The sequence below is a fragment of the Psychrobacillus sp. FSL W7-1493 genome (assembly GCF_038004905.1).
GTDB lineage: Bacteria > Bacillota > Bacilli > Bacillales_A > Planococcaceae > Psychrobacillus.
Window position 1 is genome coordinate 1,868,978 of sequence record NZ_JBBOSB010000001.1, and the last position, 17,347, is coordinate 1,886,324.

Consider the following 17,347-nt stretch of genomic DNA (forward strand, 5'->3'; position numbering starts at 1 on the left):
AAGTAGTAAAAAAGCCTTGAAAATTTTACAAACAGTAAAATTTCAGGGCTTTTGAACTTCTTAGGTGTGATTAACCAAGCCCCTTTTTAAAATTTGGATGCTGGTGCTTTCTGTATCTGGCTGACACGTCCCGCAATTCTACCCATTTAAAATAATATTTTAAAAATTCAATTGTTTCTTATAATGTTATTTTATATACTGTAATTAATAATTATCAGAAAATTAAATTTAATGGAGGAGGGAATTATGCTAAGGAATATTATAAATGAATACTTAGTAGCTAAGAAGATACCGGGAGGCGTTATTCATGTTCAGCAAGGCGATGTAGTGCTATATAGGGACAGCTTTGGATCTTTCGTTACGAATACTGGTGAAGTAAAGGAAATCACAATGGAAACTGTTTTTGATATCGCATCCTTAACCAAAGTAGTTGCAACGTTGCCAGCCACGCTAGTTTTGCTAGACAAAGAACGGTTATCTCTAGAGGATTCTGTTCAGAAGTATATTCCACATTTCCGATATCCAAATATTAATATTGAAAACCTTCTTTATCATAATAGTGGTCTACCTGCAGATTTATCCCCGCCAGTAAAAAGAGGAGAGAATCGAGATATTTTAGAAGAGATACTTAGTGTCGATCCAATTTTCAAACCAGGAAAAACAGTAGTTTATAGCGATTTAGGGATGATTTTGTTAGGGAAAATTATTGAGGAGGTGTCGGTAGAGTCTTTCGATAAATTTGTAGAGAGGGAAGTTCTCATACCAATGGGGATGAAGAATACGACATTTAATCCAAAAGAAGAAGTTAGAAGTCTTATAGCATCAACTGAATATATGAACGGGAGCTATGTTCAAGGGGTAGTACACGATGAAAAAGCATATATGTTAAATGGGGTATCAGGTAGTGCAGGATTATTCTCGTGTTTAGATGACCTTGTTCAATACGTGCATTACTGGTTACATCCATCTGAACAAACTGTATTTAATCCTGCATGGTTACAAGACTGTAATCAAAAACTTTTTAAACACAGGGGCCTAGGCTTTGAAGTATGGAATGGCAAAGATGCCGAAGTTACAATCAGTACTAACTGGCCCATTGGCTCATTTGGGCATACAGGCTTTACTGGAACTTCCATATGGATGGACCCAAAAGAAAAACTATTTGTGGTGCTGTTAACTAATGCTATACATTATGGGAGGGATGTACCAAAGAAAGAGTTTAGACTGGGGATTCATGAAAGCGTTTACGAGATGTTTATAAAAAAGGGGAGTAATAACTATGAAAAGTTGGATTAAAAATGGTCTATCTATTTTTTTGATTATTTTAGTTACCTTCATTATAGCGGCTTGTTCAGATGATAAAGAAAATAGTTCGTCCTCACCTGGCTCGGATAGAGATGGAGACAAAGTTGCCACATCAGGAGAAAAGGAAACAGTAAACTTAACCATTGGAAGCTGGAGAACAGAGGATGTTTCGAAATATGAGAAAGTAATCGCACTTTTTAACGAAACACACCCGGAAATACAAGTAGATTTTAACCCGACTAAAAATACAGAATACAATACAGTGTTAAATACTGCACTTCAAGCAGGAGAGGGACCTGACATTTTTCATTTAAGACCTTATGGTGCAGGATTAAAGCTAGTGGATGCTGGATTTGTAGAGCCGATTAGTGATTTAGAAGGGTTAGGTCAGTATTCAGATGAATTTCTAGCTGCATCTCGAGGTGCTGACGGAGAGCAATACGGGGTTCCCCTAAATATTAGTTCCACTCAATTCTTCTATAATAAAAAGATATTTGCAGACCAAGGAATTGAAATTCCTACTACATGGGATGAGTTTATAGAAGTGAATGAGAAGCTATTAGAAGCCGGAGTGACGCCTATTGCAATGGGAACTAAAGAAGGTTGGTTGTTGTCGTTAACCCATGGAATAGTTGGAGCAGGGGTTGTTGATGGAAATACCTTTGCAGAAAAGCTTATCAAAGGAGAAACGGATTTTACTGATTCGGCATTTAAAGAGTCCATTCAAGTAATGAATGACTTAAAGAAATACTTCCCAAAAAACTCTGAGGGACTAGGAATGGATGATATCCGCACGATGTTTGCAATGGAGCAGGCAGCGATGTTCCCACTTGGGAGCTGGGAAATTCCAGTAGTGAATGATTTAAACGGAGACTTGGATTATGGGTATTTTGCAATGCCGTCTAAGCAAGGAAATCAAACAGTAACCTCGTGGGTTGATGGTTCATTTGCGATAAATGCAAATTCTAAAAACAAAGAAGCAGCTAAGGTGTTTCTTCAGTTTTTAACAACAAAAGAATTTGGAGAACTTTTTGTGAAAGAATTTAATATGATTAGTGCAATTCCTGGTATCAGTTCAGAAGATGAGCTTCTTAGTGAGCTAAGTAAAGCGGTAGAAACAAGTTCAACCCCGTATTATTGGGTTATTAATTTTACAGGTGGAGATCCTACTACAAAAACTGTTTTAGAAACAGAATTACAAGGAATGTACCTTGGCGAGGTTACACCAGAGGAAGTAGCGGATAAGGTGCAAAAAAGTGCAGAATCCTGGTTTTCCCCCTTTCAATAAATAAGTAAGGAGGCTGTGATTTATGTCAGAACAAACAGCTCCAGTAAAACGTTCAAAGAAGGGGAAAGGGTGGACTATCCACCTTTTCCCCATCCCTATATTAATCATTTATGGGATGTTTGTACTCTATCCTATACTAGCAGCACTATCATATAGCTTCTTCTCCTTTAAAGGATTCACAAGAGATTCCTTTGTTGGTTTGGATAACTTTGTCACTCTCTTTACTACCGAGCCTTATGGGTCCATGTTTAGGAATGCTTTTTCCCATAATGTCCTTTATTTTTGCGTACAAATGGTTGTCATGAATGGCCTTGCGTTTCTTTTAGCTTTTATAGTCTATAAAAAAGTAAAAGGTGCTGAATTTTTCAAAGTAGCTTTTTTCTTACCGCGGTTATTATCAGTTATTGTAGTTGGTTTCTTGTGGAAGCTAATCTTAAATCCTAACTTTGGTACACTCAATCTTATTTTAGGAAAGCTTGGTTTAGAAAATCTACAAAGAGCATGGTTGGGTGAGCCAGAAACCGCTTTAATTTCTATTATTCTAGTAAACTGTTGGTTCGGCTTGGGCTTTGGTGTACTAATATTTTTAGCTGGTTTCCAAAGTATCCCTGGCGAACTCATCGAAGCTGCAAGACTGGATGGAGCAAAGGGGACCTCCATGTTACGAAAGATATACATCCCATTAATGATTCCATCTATTTTGATTATGACGGTTTTGACCTTTATTCAATCCTTCGAAGCATTTGAGCTCGTTTATGCTATGCAGGGCTCGATGGGAGAACCATATTACTCAACAGATACAATGGCAGTATTTTTTTACCGACTTGCCTTTGGTAGCTCCACTGCTTCTAGTTCATCGGCAATTGGACTTGGCTCCGCACTTGCGACCGTTTTATTTTTCTTCATATTAATATGTACAATGATCTTCCTAAAGTTTATGAATAAAAAAGAAGTACAAATGTAAGAGGTGAATAGTATGGAGAAAAATACAATTTGGACCAGGCCGTTTTATTATATTATTATGTTCGGAGTTGCTACCGTCAGCTTATATCCAATTTTTTTAATGTTTATGTCCTCTTTTAAATCTAGTTCGGAGATATTCAAGAATCCCTTAGGATTACCTACAAGCTTTAGTCTAGATACGTACAGAACGTTATTAAATAAGATTCCATTTGACCAATATTTTTATAATAGTGTCATGGTGAGCGTTACTTCTGTAGTTCTAGTCGTGTTATTTTGTTCTTTGGCTGCATTTTATATTGCTCGATTTGACTTTAGTTGGAATAATGCGATTTTCTTTTTGTTTTTGCTAGGAATGATGATTCCGATAAAGCTTGGGATAGTTCCGTTATTTATCTTAATGCGTGATCTAGGCCTTATCAATTCTTTATGGTCTTTAATACTTATGAATATAGCTACTGGTGCCCCTATTACAATGCTTATTTTAACAGGCTTTTTTAAAACGTTACCGATGGAACTCGAGGAGGCGGCAAGGATGGATGGGGCTGGGAACCTTCGTACCCTTTGGCATGTACTTCTTCCACTTATGCGACCTGCTTTAGGAACAGTTATCATTATCAACTTTATAGCTGCTTGGAATGACTTTTTCTTCCCGCTAATATTTATAACTGAAAAGGCAAAAATGACGATTCCGGTTGGTATGCTTTCCCTTTTTGGGGAGCATTCTGCTGACTGGGGCTCTTTGTTTGCAGGGCTAACATTAGCTTCATTGCCTATGATGGTTCTTTTTCTTCTTGCATCGAAGCAGTTTATGGAAGGGCTAACGGCAGGAGCGGTTAAATGATTGGACACAGATTAAAAAGGCAGGCAAGGAGATAAAAAGATTGATGTAGAAGTAAGATAGCTTTTGGTAAAAGGATTCTCCTTGATTCCAAAAATAGCGAAACCTCTCCTCTATAAGAAGAGCTTCATCATATTACTGAATTTCCTCGTGAGGCACATCTCTCGGGGTTTTTTGATGATTATAGAAAATATCGCGTCTTCATATGCAGACTAATACATTTCTATGCGTAGAAAAATCAGTCATACCGCAATCGACATTCCGAAATTCTAATAAATATCCCTTTGTACTAACAGTCAGGGAGATGGCGAATGTTTTATAGAAGTTAATCGTATATATAAAGATAAGTGTATGATTTTTGTAGATAAGGAAGTGTTAAAGGTGAAACTAATTTCTAAATCACCTTCCTCTAAGAATGGGAAAAAGTTATTTTTATTACTACTTATTTTTGCAATAGTTCTTAGCACCGTTTGGTTACTTAAAAGTGGCAACAGCACTAATGTCTCGGGAGATTTAACTGAAAGTATCCATATTGCTGCAAGTTCTCTGCTGAAGGAAGACCCCACTATTTCTGAGTTCACAATTGACACGATAAAGCTAAGTCATAAAAACAAAGAGTCAGAAGAGGTATATATAATAACTTTCTCCATTAAACCTACAGATCCAACAAATTTTATACTGACAGGAGGAGGGATTAAGGGCGAAAATGGGTGGATCAATGAAAAAGTGAATTATGTAACGGTCAAGGATAACGAGACGCTAGTATTCAGCGCTACACCTATGGAGGGGCATTAAAATAGGAAAAGTAAAAACAGTGTGGGCTTCTGGGGTTTAAGATTCAGACTACTAGAGTTGTTGCCTTGCCAAGATCATCGATTGTTATTTATGTAAATTACGATTACTTTTATGAAAGGGGAGCTAGCCTTGAAGCTAATCTCAACTACGCCATATCAAAAAATCTTAATGCTTAAATTATCTTTTTTGATTCTTTGTTTTCTTTTAGTTATGGCTGTTCCTTTTTGGTTTTTCTTTTTAAGGGGAGGTTCAGCAGAAGATGAGCTAAGAGAACGAATTACCGATACAGCAACGGAGAATTTGAAAAATGATGACATGGTAACCGAATTTACTTTAGATGATTTAGAGCTAAGCTATACAAATGATGCTTCTGAAGACGTATATAGATTAGAATTCTCAGTTAAGAGCATAAATCCAGATAGTTTTATATTAGCTGGAAGAGGTGTAAAAGGAGAAGACGGATGGGTCCATCAGCTTGAAAATTATGTGACAGTCAGAAATGATAAAAGCTTAGTATTTAGCACCATTCCCGAAGAGCAAGATCCACATTAAATAAATATCGGAAGTTGCCAAAAAAGTAGTACTTGTCCTTCTTTTTAACTTCTATAGGAACAATTTAGATGAGATGTAAAATGAACGCTAAACTCATTTTTTCTATTTTTTACAGCAGTTCATAAATTTAATTAGTAATAGCCAGCATTAGATTTAATTGTGGATTTCAAGTTAGCTGGATGTAACTATCGAGTTGGGCTAGAGAATTTAAGCTGATTACTATTTATCTCCTTTACCCATTGACTATCATTCCAAATAGTTGGGTTGTCAATCGTTTCGTTTTCTCCTCGAACCATAAAATCATAAGTATCCTTACCACCTGTATACCAATCAACAATGACCAGCTGATCATTTTCATTACGCACTAGAAATTCAGTGGCTTCCCCAAAGCTACCTTGATTATGTTTGATTTCTGCAGGTAAGTGTAAATAGAGAAAGCCTCCATCCTCATCGTTCGTATACTCCACTTCCCAATCTACATCACGAGTGGCAATACCCACACTTTGTACAAAGTCATCTGTAAGCTTAATCGTGAAATACAAGTCAAATTGGGATTGAATCTTCTTTTGTGTATAATGTACAAGGTTTTCATTATTCATAAAAGCATTCAATTCAATATCCGTACCATTCCATACCGCCTTATAATAGTCGGTCAGAGCTCTTGCGCACATTTCATAAGCATTTTTTGCATCCTGAATAGATAGCTCCCCTTTGTTTTTTACTTCATACTGAGGAGGGCCTTCTACATTCTGTTCTGTGCCGGGTGCAATTGCAGAGGCTAATTCACTAAGTGTGCTGGTACTATCTGAGACTTCATATATATTTTTTTCGCTATTATCATTTGTTTTAACTGGACTACACCCTACTAATACAAGTACAGTTACGATGGTCAACACTGAGAATTTAGTCATAACAACAACTCCTTTACTATTAGACGGTGGTTACTTAACGAAAGTCACATATATTTTTAATTTATTACGATTTTCATTTACCTCTAAAAAAAGGATCAATAAATTCTTTTAAGCTGATTGTGCCAATAAGGTATATAGAGACCCCCATAAAAACCCCTTGAATTCTAGTTGAGACAATCAGGTGTTCCCCAATCCAAATGAAAGAAATAAAACAAATGGAGAGAGAAAGAAAACAAATCATTAAGCCTATGATTTTCTTTTTATAAAGCAGAAAAACTGTTGTAAGAGCAAACCCTTCTGGAATATGATGCAGGACTGTAGAAGCAGTGATAGATAAAGGGAACCAATCATTATGAAGTAACGAGCCAATGGTCAGACTTAAGGGAATCGTATGTAAAAATAGTCCAATAATCAGAGGACTTATGGTACTCGTTTCATCTTTTGCAGCGTGTCGATGTGGAATTAATAAGCTAAACAAGTAATAACCGCAAATGAATCCTAAAAATAACCCTAGTTTTTCAAAGGACTCGAGAGCTTCTGGAACAATTTCAAATACCAATAAACCGATTAATAATAATCCACATAACAACCCGAATATTTTTTCATATTTTTGGTGAAGTATCCCATAAACCATATAAGCAGCTATACATCCTATCGAAAGGCTAAGAAATAAAATAAAGCCTAAAAAGATTACTGTCATTGTTGACCTCTTTCGATTTAAAGTTTTACATTAATTTGAGTTAAATTCATAATTAAAAATGTGATATACCTTTTTACATAGACAGATATTTAATAATCAGTCTTTTTTTAAAGGCTATGTTAAAGGATAGGGTTGATTTATGATATAAAGAAATCTTAAATCAGAGAGTAGAATTGATTTTTCGCACCAGTCGGACGCTTTCCTCGGGGTGAGCGATAAGTCATCACCCACGCTTACGCGCGTGGTTGTGATGTCTTATCTGTCTCACTCATCCCGTAGGAGTCGCCGTCTTGTGCTCCAATCAATAAATGGGAATGGCTTTCCTTTATCGATAAAGCGCTAATAAGTTTACTCGCATAATCAAAGCTAAAAAACTGTCACCAACCCCAATTTCATCATCTTTTTATGTTCTTACTAGCCATTTGAAAGTTCCTTTGTTTATGTTTACAGTCACTATAAAAAAGAATTGTTAATCAAAATTAAAATCAACCAATAACTTTAACAAAGCTTTTTTAAATAATTATAGGAATAGAGAAATGTATTCAATTATTGTTTTATTTTCAAATTATATGTTCGAACGCTTATGCACAGAAGAGAATCGGACTGTTTAGGAAATTATCCTTAATATACTGATAAGTCATTAAATCACTTTATTACCTTGAAGTACTCATGTAGAATAGATATATAACAATAATTATATAAGGGGGAAGCGAAAGCGTTCATATGACTATAAACGACATGAAGCAAACCAAATTTAATGAAGCAAGCTTTACGGAATGGGAGCAGGCTGCAGTAAAATCATTAAAAGGTAAATCGTTAGAATCTTTAGAAACTAAGACATTAGAAGAAATTATGTTGAAACCGCTTTACACATTAGCGGATTTGAAAAATATCCCCGTCGAACAAACTAAAACAGTAAGAGAAAGTAAAGAATCAGCAAGCTGGAAGGTTGCACAGCAATCAGTAGGATTAACATCAGAGGAAATCCTATCTGATCTGAATGAAAGCCTTTCCAAAGGAAATAATGTCATTAATTATAAAGTAGAGATTGACCATAAGTGGAGTGATTTACAGCTTGAGGAGTTGAAGGAGCTTTTCCAACAACATGAGGTTTTACTTGATGTAAAAAATGATCCAAGTTTCTTAAAACACTTTAATCATGTAAATGGTTCTATAATCGGAGCAGAAGAAGATTTTAAAGGAGCTCGTACATTACATTTAGATGGCTCCAAGTTACATAAGGCTGGTGGGGATGCAATTAGTGAATTAGCTAGCGTATTAGTGCAAGCGGATACATTTGTGCATCTTAATGGTATCGAGAAAGTAGAAGGAAATGCATTTGTACAATTTTCAGTAGACACTAATTTCTTTATGGAAATAGCAAAGCTGAGAGCTTTTAGAATACTTTGGAAGGCGTTTGGAGAAGCATTTGGTAAAGAAAATGTGAAGGCTATACCAGTTTATGCAGAAACATCTCTCCGGTCTTTCTCAGCACTTGATGAAACAGTAAACTTATTGCGTGCTGGGAACAGTACATTGTCTTGTGTATTGGGTGGTGCAGATTTTGTAAGTGCATATCCATATAATTATTTAACTGGCACAACGGCAACTTCTAACCGTATTGCTCGCAATATGCAACTTGTATTAAAGGAAGAAACACATATTCAACGTGTAATCGATGCAGCTGGAGGCTCTTTTTATATTGAGTCATTGACTAAACAGCTTGTTGAGAAGGCTTGGACATATTTTATTGAGCTTATGAAGGATAGTTCCCCAGAATCGAGAGAAAGTATGCTGCTTCAACGAGCTCAAGAGAAATGGGAGCTACAGTTAAAGGCAGTGTCATCTCGAAAAAAATCTCTAATCGGTACGAATAACTATGCTAACCCCGACGATGTAATAGAAAATCCGGTTAAACATACGGACTACAAACGTTTAGCAGAACCTTTTGAAGACCTACGAAAAGCTTTTAAACAGTTTCCACTTAAGGCTGCCATTCTTCCTTATGGTGTTTTAAAAGAGTATAAGCCTAGAATGGACTATATTAATGGCTTTTTGAATGCGATTGGAATTACTCCCGTCCTTGCAGAAGCCAATTTAAAGCCATTTGATTTACAGCAGTGGATCGAGAATGACAATATTCAATATGCTGTTTTTGTAGGTAATGATGACCAAACAGCTGGACTAGTACCTGCTCTTTTGAATGAAAAGCTTTCCGTGCCATTAGATGTAGCAGGGAAGTTCGAGGAGTATGAGGATTGGTTAGAAGCAGGGCTCTCTGGTTCTATTTATGCAGGACAGTCTCTTCTTATAAAAGGAAAAGAATTACTGGCACTAGCTCAGAAGGAGGGTTCACATGACAACGCCTAATTATGAAGCTGTTTCTATAGAAGAAGTATTAAAAAAGGCTGGAAATAAAGTAGACAGTCAACATGGTTCCTTTATGTCTAATGAAGGAATCGAATTAAAGTCACAATACATGACGGAAGATCTAAAAAATGTAAACCATATAAATGATCTGCCAGGAATAGCTCCCAATACACGTGGACCTTATCCAACAATGTATGTGTCGAAGCCTTGGACCGTTCGACAATATGCAGGTTTTTCTACAGCAGAAGAAAGTAATGCATTTTATAGAAGAAATCTAGCAATGGGTCAAAAAGGTCTGTCTGTAGCTTTCGATTTGGCTACACATAGAGGATATGATTCTGATCATGAGCGAGTAACAGGCGATGTCGGCAAAGCTGGTGTTGCAATTGACTCAGTGGAGGACATGAAAATCCTTTTTGATGGTATACCGTTAGATCAAATGTCTGTTTCCATGACCATGAACGGCGCAGTATTACCTATTATGGCATTTTACATTGTTACAGCAGAAGAGCAAGGTGTTACACCGGAACAGCTTGCAGGAACGATCCAAAATGATATTTTAAAAGAATATATGGTACGTAACACGTATATTTATACACCGGAAATGTCTATGAAAATAATTGCTGACATTTTTGCATATACAGCGCAGCACATGCCAAAGTTTAATTCCATTTCTATTTCTGGTTACCATATGCAGGAGGCAGGAGCAACAGCTGATATCGAGTTAGCCTATACACTTGCTGATGGATTAGAATACGTACGTACAGGCATAAACGCAGGAATTGAAATAGACTCATTTGCTCCTCGACTGTCGTTCTTCTGGGCAATTGGTATGAACTATTTCATGGAAGTAGCAAAAATGAGAGCAGCACGAAGAATTTGGGCTCAGATGATGAAGAGCTTTGACCCTAAAAACCCTAAATCTCTAGCTCTACGTACTCACTCGCAAACTTCTGGATGGAGCTTAACAGAGCAAGATCCTTTTAACAACGTGACTCGTACTCTTGTAGAGGCAAATGCAGCAGCAATGGGACACACTCAATCCCTGCATACAAATGCTTTAGATGAAGCGATTGCACTTCCAACAGACTTTTCCGCTAGAATTGCAAGAAATACACAGCTTTTCTTACAGGAAGAAACAAACATGACAAAGGTAATTGATCCATGGGGCGGTTCTTATTATGTAGAAACGTTAACAAATGAATTGATGGAGAAGGCATGGACTTTAATAGAAGAAATTGAAGAATTAGGCGGAATGGCAAAAGCGATTGAAACTGGGTTACCAAAGATGAAAATAGAGGAAGCCGCTGCCAAAAAACAAGCCCAAATAGATTCTTCAAAAGAGATTATCATTGGGGTGAACAAATACCGTCTTGAGCAAGAGGATGCCATCGACATCTTAAATATTGACAATACAGTAGTTCGTCAAAAACAAATGGAACGCTTGGAACGTGTTAAGGCTAATAGAGATGAAAAAGCTGTTCAAGAAGCCTTATCAGCATTAACTGAGGCTGCTAAAACGGGTAATGAAAACCTTCTAGCTGCAGCAGTAAATGCCGCTCGCCAAAGAGCGACTATAGGGGAAATATCAGATGCAATAGAGGTTGTGGCAGGTAGACATAAGGCGGTGATTCGCTCAGTGAGTGGAGTATATAGTGCTAATTTTAGTGACGCAGAAGAAATAGATTCTGTTAAGCAAATGGCAGAGGATTTTAAAGAAAATGAGGGTAGACGTCCTCGAATTTTAATCGCAAAAATGGGGCAGGATGGACATGACCGTGGTGCTAAAGTAATTGCTACTGCATTTGCTGACTTAGGTTTTGATGTTGATATTAGTCCACTATTCCAAACTCCTGCAGAAACAGCTCAGCAGGCAGTTGAAAATGATGTCCATGTAATTGGAGTTAGCTCGCTTGCAGCTGGGCATATGACCCTAGTACCAGCTTTGAAAGAAGAACTTGCGAAACTTGGTCGTGAGGATATTTTAATCGTTGTTGGTGGTGTTATCCCAGCACAGGATTATGCTTTCTTACGCGAAAATGGAGCTTCTGCTATATTTGGTCCTGGTACTGTTATTCCGGTCGCAGCTCAAAAAGTTATCGAGGAAATTTATAAGCGACTTGGCTACGAGGAAGTGGAAGGCTAATGGCAGATGAGGAAAAGGTAACCTCTTCTTTACATGTCAAGAGCGGTGTAACATCTCAGCACGACGGTATGGGAAGGTCTTCGGTTAAAAAATTTACAAAGAAGACTACTCTTTCTATAGATACTGAATCGTATAGTTATGAGATTAAACAGGGCTCTCGACTTCATTTGGCCAAAGCGATTACTTTTATTGAAAGCACTACCTCTGAGCAACAAACGATAGGTCAACAACTTTTGAAACAATTGTTACCTCACACTGGTAATAGTATTCGCATAGGCATAACTGGGGTGCCTGGAGTAGGAAAAAGTACGTTCATTGAGGCCTTTGGAAAAATGCTATGTAATTCTGGGCATAAGGTAGCCGTGCTGGCAATTGATCCAAGTTCATCCCTTACCGGCGGAAGCATATTAGGGGACAAGACTAGGATGGAAGAGCTGGCAAAGCATCCAAACGCTTTTATACGTCCTTCACCTTCTGCAGGTACACTGGGAGGCGTGCATAAAAAGTCTAGGGAGACCATGCTGCTATGTGAGGCTGCTGGATATGACGTCATATTAGTAGAAACAGTAGGAGTCGGTCAAAGTGAGACTATCGTTAGGGGAATGGTAGACTTTTTCTTACTTCTTGCCTTGACGGGTGCAGGTGATGAATTACAAGGAATGAAAAAAGGAATTATGGAGCTAGCAGATGCAATCGTCGTCAACAAGGCAGATGGCGCTAATGAAGCCTTAGCCAAAAAAACGGTAGCTGAATATAAACAAATATTACATTTTCTAGCTCCCTCTGCTCCCAATTGGACAACCCCAGCGCTTGCGGTATCCTCCTTACATGACCGAGGTCTAGACAAGGTGTGGGAGACAATTAAGAGCTTCGAAGAAAAAATGAATTACCAGCATTTTTGGCAAAAGAGAAGAAAAGAACAAACGATTGATTGGTTTAAATCAATGATTGTAGATCGATTGTATGATGACTTTTTTGCCTCAATTGAAAGAAAGCAGACGATGAAACAGTTAGAACAACAAGTAAGAGAAGAAAAAATCACTGTTTCTGATGCTATTCAGGAGTTATTTTCCTCGAATTCATATAAATAATCTGATAAACTTAGTTTGAATTGAAAAAGGAGAGCTGTCAAATGAATATGGATTTTAACTTATTAATGAACGATATGATTATACAAGCGCGTAGTGAAATGGAAAACAGTGGCTATGAACAATTAACTACTCCTGAAGAAGTAGAAGCTGCTTTCGCTAGAAAAGGTACAACTCTAGTAATGATCAACTCTGTTTGTGGATGTGCTGGCGGCATCGCTCGTCCTGCAGCTGCAAATGCTGTACATTATGACAAACGTCCTGATCATTTAGTCACTGTATTTGCTGGTCAAGACAAATTAGCTACACAACAAGCCCGTAATATGTTCGGAGATGATCATTTACCTTCATCCCCGTCATTTGTAATGTTAAAAGATGGCCAAGCAGTAGCAGAAATAGGTCGTCATGAAATTGAAGGGCATGCCCCAACCTCTGTCATTACACACCTTCAAGGTTTATTCGAAGAGTATTGCGAGGAAGTATAATCTACAAAAAAACAGCGGAAGCATAAATTGCTACCCGCTGTTTTTACATTCATTTATTTCTTATAATACGAAGCTTAGACCGAACAATAATGTGGACATTACCATGACAAATATCATGAGATATACAATAATCTTACGAAATGTTTGATTGCGCATTAAATTCTCTCCTTTTGCTTGTACTCCTATTTTATCAAAATTGAAAAAATGCACAAGAGGTAGAGATTTTTTTTTGTAATATATGTACAATAGTATAGTGAATAGTCAAACAATAGAGGATGTGCAAACAATGGAAAAGGTAGACCATATCGGAATTGCTGTAAAAAGCTTAGAAAACTCTTTACCATACTATACTGAAATTTTAGGCTTGAAACTTATACATATTGAGGAAGTAGAATCCGAAAAAGTAAGAGTAGCTTTTATCGACAGCGGAAATGTCAAACTAGAGTTACTGGAACCAATTGATGAGACTAGTACAATTCACGCCTTCATCGAAAAAAAGGGTGAAGGAATTCATCATGTCGCCTTCGGAGTGAAAAATATTCAGGAGCGACTAGATGAGTTAAAGGAAAAGGGAGTTCGTTTAATACAAGAGACTCCTAAAATTGGGGCAGGAGGAGCTGAGGTTGCTTTCATTCACCCTAAATCTTCTGGTGGAGTTTTATATGAACTATGCGATAAATCAAGGGGAGCGAAATAACTAATGGATATCTACGAAAAAATTAATGATCTATATGACCGTAAACGTAAAGTGGAATTAGGTGGAGGAGACGAAAGAATAGAAAAACAGCATGAAAAAGGGAAGCTGACTGCTAGAGAAAGAATCGAACTGCTAGTAGATGAAGGTTCTTTTGTTGAGTTGAATCCATTTATAAAACATCGTACGGTTGACTTTGGCATGGACAAGCAAGAGGGGCCAGGGGACGGTGTTGTTACAGGATACGGAAAAGTAAATGGACGAGCTATATATCTATTTTCACAAGACTTTACTGTTTTCGGCGGGGCACTAGGAGAGATGCACGCACTTAAAATTTCTAACGTGATGGACTTGGCTGCTAAAAACGGTGCTCCGTTCATAGGTCTAAATGATTCAGGCGGTGCACGTATTCAAGAAGGCGTTGTTTCTTTAGATGGATATGGACAAATTTTCTACCGTAATGCTATATACTCCGGTGTTATTCCACAAATATCTGTTATTCTCGGACCTTGTGCGGGTGGAGCGGTTTACTCCCCAGCTATTACAGACTTTGTGTTTATGACAGATGAAACAAGCCAAATGTTTATTACAGGCCCTAAGGTAATTGAAACAGTTACAGGTGAGAAGATATCTTCAGAAGATCTTGGAGGTTCCAAAGTACATAATACTATTAGTGGTAATGCACACTTCCGCGGTAAAACAGAAGAAGAAGTGTTACAAAGTGTAAGACAGCTGTTGAGCTACCTTCCACAAAGCTTTGAGGAAAAACCACCAGTTCTAGAGCCATTAGAAGAAGACGATGACCGCCCAGATTTAGCAGACATCGTACCTTTTGAAGCAATTCGTCCATATGATATTCGTAAGGTAATTGATCAGGTCGTTGACAAGGATTCATTTATGGAGGTTCATAAAGAGTTTGCAAAGAATATAGTAGTAGGCTTAGCTCGTATTAAAGGAGAGGTTGTAGGATTAATCTGTAACCAACCGAAAGTTATGGCTGGTGGACTAGATATCGACTCGTCTGATAAGGCGGCTAGGTTCATTCGCTTCTGTGATTCCTTCAATATTCCATTAATCACGTTTGAAGATGTAACTGGCTTCTTCCCAGGTATAAAACAAGAGCATGGTGGTATTATACGACACGGTGCAAAGATTTTATTCGCTTATTCGGAAGCGACAGTTCCAAAAATGACTGTTATTTTACGTAAAGCATATGGCGGAGCATATGTGGCGCTTAACTCTAAGTCTATCGGAGCAGATCTAGTTTTTGCTTGGCCAAATGCAGAAATTGCGGTTATGGGACCACAGGGGGCAGCTAATATTATTTTTGCGAGAGAAATTGCCTCTAGCGATAATCCTGAACAGGTTCGTGCTGAAAAGATTGAAGAGTATCGTGAAAAATTTGCAAATCCATATGTAGCAGCTTCCATGGGGATGGTCGATGATGTTATTGATCCGAGAGAGACTCGCATCAAGTTAATCCAAGGGCTAGAGATGATGCGTAACAAAAAAGAAACTAGACCTAAGAAAAAGCACGGGAATATCCCATTATAAAGGAGTCTTTTACAAGATGAATCGTTTAATAGAAGAATTTTTTGAGTTAGTGAAGATAGATTCTGAAACAAAGCATGAGCAAGTAATTGCACCAATTTTAAAGAATAAGCTCGAGCAGCTTGGTTTTTCAGTTCTGGAAGATGATTCAGCACAGAGAACTGGACATGGAGCTGGTAATTTAATCGCTACTTTGAAGGGGAATAAGTCTTCGGCAGATAGCATCTACTTTACTACTCATATGGATACGGTTGTGCCAGGTAAGGGAATCCAACCAGTTATTAAAGAAGATGGCTATATTTACTCAGATGGCACAACTATATTAGGTGCTGATGATAAAGCAGGGATTGCAGCATTATTCGAAGCAATACGTCGTTTAAAAGAGCAGTCCATCGAGCATGGAGATATACAAGTTGTCATAACTGCTGGAGAAGAAAGTGGCCTAGTTGGAGCTAAGGAAATGGACCCTTCCTTGCTAACTGCTACCTACGGTTATGCAATAGACAGTGATGGAGAAGTAGGCGGTATTGTTACCGCTGCACCTTATCAAGCAAAGCTTTGGACTACCATTACTGGAAAAACTGCACATGCCGGTGTTGCTCCTGAAAAAGGTGTTTCAGCTATTACATTAGCTGCCAAAGGAATCGCAGCTATGAAATTAGGTAGAATCGATTATGAAACAACTGCTAATATAGGTCGCTTCGAGGGTGGTCAGGCAACAAATATTGTTTGCGACACTGTTCATATTTTATCAGAGGCTCGTTCTATCGATAAAGAAAAGCTAGATGCACAGGTTGAGCATATGGTAAATACATTTGCAGAAAAAGCAGAGCAATTCGGTGGAAAAGCTACTACGGAAACTAAATTAATGTATCCTGGCTTCCGTTTTGAAGAAAATCATCAAGTCGTACAGGTTGCAAAGCGTGCGGTTGAAAATATAGGAAGAAAAGCCGATATAAAAACAAGCGGTGGTGGTAGCGATGCCAATGTAATAGCTGGATTTGGTGTACCAACAGTAATTCTTTCAGTCGGTTATGAGGAAATCCATACCACAAACGAAAGAATGCCAGTGGAGGAACTTGAAAAACTAGCAGATTTACTTGTAGAAATCGTAAAGGTTGCCGCAGAATAATGCACCAGGAGGTTTTAATCCATGTCTTCTCAAAAGGTAGTTGTGTTTCAATCCGGAAATGAAGAATATGCAGTATCTATTGATCATGTAGTTTCTATCGAAAAGCTAGATAAAGTTAATCCTATCCCTCATTTACCGACTTATCTGATAGGATTGATGAAAATTAGAGGAGAGCTTGTGCCTATAATTGATTTTGAACAGATTCTATATAATCAGAGTGGTCTTATGAATGCTAATGCCCGTGTTGTTACGATGCATACGGAAGAAATGTCAGTTGGTATTCTTGTGAAAGAGGCGAAGGAGATTTTAGATATCCCTTCTGAGTCTTTAAAACAGCTGGGTATTATGAATTATTCTAAGACAAAATACTTCACGAATATTGCTAATCTTGAAGATAGAATGATTACAATTATAGACCCTTCTATTTTAGTTCGATCATTAGAAGGCATACAAGATATACAATCTTATTTAGAAGACAATAAAGGAAACCTTGAAGTAAGTAGTATATAATATTAGACATGGGTAAGTT

Annotated in this window: 17 protein-coding genes; 14 read left to right on the forward strand and 3 right to left on the reverse strand. The window is 37.6% G+C overall.

Going from position 1 to position 17,347, the window contains the following annotated elements; translation table 11 throughout:
- The first annotated feature begins 246 nt into the window (after positions 1-246).
- The 6 genes from MKX96_RS09415 to MKX96_RS09440 all read left to right on the forward strand — a co-directional run bounded on the left by MKX96_RS09415 (position 247) and on the right by MKX96_RS09440 (position 5,741).
- Positions 247-1,296, forward strand: a complete 1,050-nt coding sequence (locus MKX96_RS09415) for a serine hydrolase domain-containing protein (RefSeq protein WP_340883323.1) — start codon at positions 247-249, stop codon at positions 1,294-1,296.
- The gene (locus MKX96_RS09420; protein ID WP_340883324.1) at positions 1,280-2,593 is read left to right on the forward strand and encodes an ABC transporter substrate-binding protein; all 1,314 of its coding nucleotides are present in this window, start codon (positions 1,280-1,282) and stop codon (positions 2,591-2,593) included. The genes MKX96_RS09415 and MKX96_RS09420 overlap by 17 nt, the downstream gene beginning before the upstream one ends.
- A gap of 22 nt (positions 2,594-2,615) precedes the next feature.
- The gene (locus tag MKX96_RS09425; protein WP_340883325.1) at positions 2,616-3,557 is read left to right on the forward strand and encodes a carbohydrate ABC transporter permease; all 942 of its coding nucleotides are present in this window, start codon (positions 2,616-2,618) and stop codon (positions 3,555-3,557) included.
- 12 nt (positions 3,558-3,569) lie between these two features.
- Positions 3,570-4,397, forward strand: a complete 828-nt coding sequence (locus tag MKX96_RS09430) for a carbohydrate ABC transporter permease (protein WP_340883326.1) — start codon at positions 3,570-3,572, stop codon at positions 4,395-4,397.
- Positions 4,398-4,775: 378 nt separating this feature from the next.
- Positions 4,776-5,189, forward strand: coding sequence for a hypothetical protein (locus tag MKX96_RS09435; RefSeq protein ID WP_340883327.1), 414 nt, complete (start codon positions 4,776-4,778; stop codon positions 5,187-5,189).
- A gap of 129 nt (positions 5,190-5,318) precedes the next feature.
- On the forward strand, positions 5,319-5,741 hold the full coding sequence (locus MKX96_RS09440; RefSeq protein ID WP_340883328.1) for a hypothetical protein: 423 nt from the start codon (positions 5,319-5,321) through the stop codon (positions 5,739-5,741).
- 185 nt (positions 5,742-5,926) lie between these two features.
- On the opposite strand, the gene MKX96_RS09445 is transcribed toward MKX96_RS09440, so the two are convergent.
- Together MKX96_RS09445 and MKX96_RS09450 are read right to left on the reverse strand one after the other, a co-directional pair.
- Positions 5,927-6,652, reverse strand: a complete 726-nt coding sequence (locus MKX96_RS09445; protein WP_340883329.1) for a hypothetical protein — start codon at positions 6,650-6,652, stop codon at positions 5,927-5,929.
- 73 nt (positions 6,653-6,725) lie between these two features.
- Positions 6,726-7,352: a zinc transporter family protein gene (locus tag MKX96_RS09450; protein ID WP_340883330.1), complete on the reverse strand. Its 627-nt coding sequence runs from the start codon at positions 7,350-7,352 to the stop codon at positions 6,726-6,728.
- A gap of 723 nt (positions 7,353-8,075) precedes the next feature.
- Here MKX96_RS09450 and MKX96_RS09455 point away from each other — a divergent pair.
- Genes MKX96_RS09455 through MKX96_RS09470 form a run of 4 tightly spaced genes read left to right on the forward strand, consistent with a single transcriptional unit; the run spans position 8,076 to position 13,441 of the window.
- The gene (locus MKX96_RS09455; RefSeq protein WP_340883331.1) at positions 8,076-9,722 is read left to right on the forward strand and encodes a methylmalonyl-CoA mutase family protein; all 1,647 of its coding nucleotides are present in this window, start codon (positions 8,076-8,078) and stop codon (positions 9,720-9,722) included.
- A complete protein-coding gene (gene scpA, locus MKX96_RS09460) occupies positions 9,709-11,868 on the forward strand; it encodes a methylmalonyl-CoA mutase (protein ID WP_340883332.1) in 2,160 nt (719 codons plus the stop codon). Before MKX96_RS09455 ends, scpA begins: the two co-directional genes overlap by 14 nt.
- Positions 11,868-12,959: a methylmalonyl Co-A mutase-associated GTPase MeaB gene (gene meaB / locus MKX96_RS09465; RefSeq protein WP_340883333.1), complete on the forward strand. Its 1,092-nt coding sequence runs from the start codon at positions 11,868-11,870 to the stop codon at positions 12,957-12,959. The genes scpA and meaB overlap by 1 nt, the downstream gene beginning before the upstream one ends.
- 41 nt (positions 12,960-13,000) lie before the next feature.
- Positions 13,001-13,441, forward strand: a complete 441-nt coding sequence (locus tag MKX96_RS09470; RefSeq protein WP_340883334.1) for a BrxA/BrxB family bacilliredoxin — start codon at positions 13,001-13,003, stop codon at positions 13,439-13,441.
- A 60-nt stretch (positions 13,442-13,501) separates the two neighbouring features.
- Here MKX96_RS09470 and prli42 read toward each other — a convergent pair whose 3' ends face one another.
- Positions 13,502-13,597, reverse strand: a complete 96-nt coding sequence (gene prli42, locus MKX96_RS09475) for a stressosome-associated protein Prli42 (protein WP_151109618.1) — start codon at positions 13,595-13,597, stop codon at positions 13,502-13,504.
- A 130-nt stretch (positions 13,598-13,727) separates the two neighbouring features.
- Here prli42 and mce point away from each other — a divergent pair, with 130 nt between their 5' ends.
- The 4 genes from mce to MKX96_RS09495 are packed head-to-tail and all read left to right on the forward strand — an operon-like array spanning position 13,728 to position 17,328.
- Positions 13,728-14,138, forward strand: coding sequence for a methylmalonyl-CoA epimerase (gene mce, locus MKX96_RS09480; protein WP_169358197.1), 411 nt, complete (start codon positions 13,728-13,730; stop codon positions 14,136-14,138).
- Between the two features lie 3 nt (positions 14,139-14,141).
- Positions 14,142-15,689 carry an acyl-CoA carboxylase subunit beta gene (locus MKX96_RS09485; RefSeq protein WP_169358198.1) on the forward strand — a complete coding sequence of 516 codons (1,548 nt, stop codon included), beginning with the start codon at positions 14,142-14,144 and terminating at the stop codon, positions 15,687-15,689.
- Between the two features lie 16 nt (positions 15,690-15,705).
- Entirely contained in the window at positions 15,706-16,818 is a 1,113-nt protein-coding gene (locus MKX96_RS09490; RefSeq protein WP_298468522.1) for a M20/M25/M40 family metallo-hydrolase, read from the forward strand.
- A gap of 21 nt (positions 16,819-16,839) precedes the next feature.
- A complete protein-coding gene (locus tag MKX96_RS09495) occupies positions 16,840-17,328 on the forward strand; it encodes a chemotaxis protein CheW (protein WP_340883336.1) in 489 nt (162 codons plus the stop codon).
- Positions 17,329-17,347 lie beyond the last annotated feature (19 nt).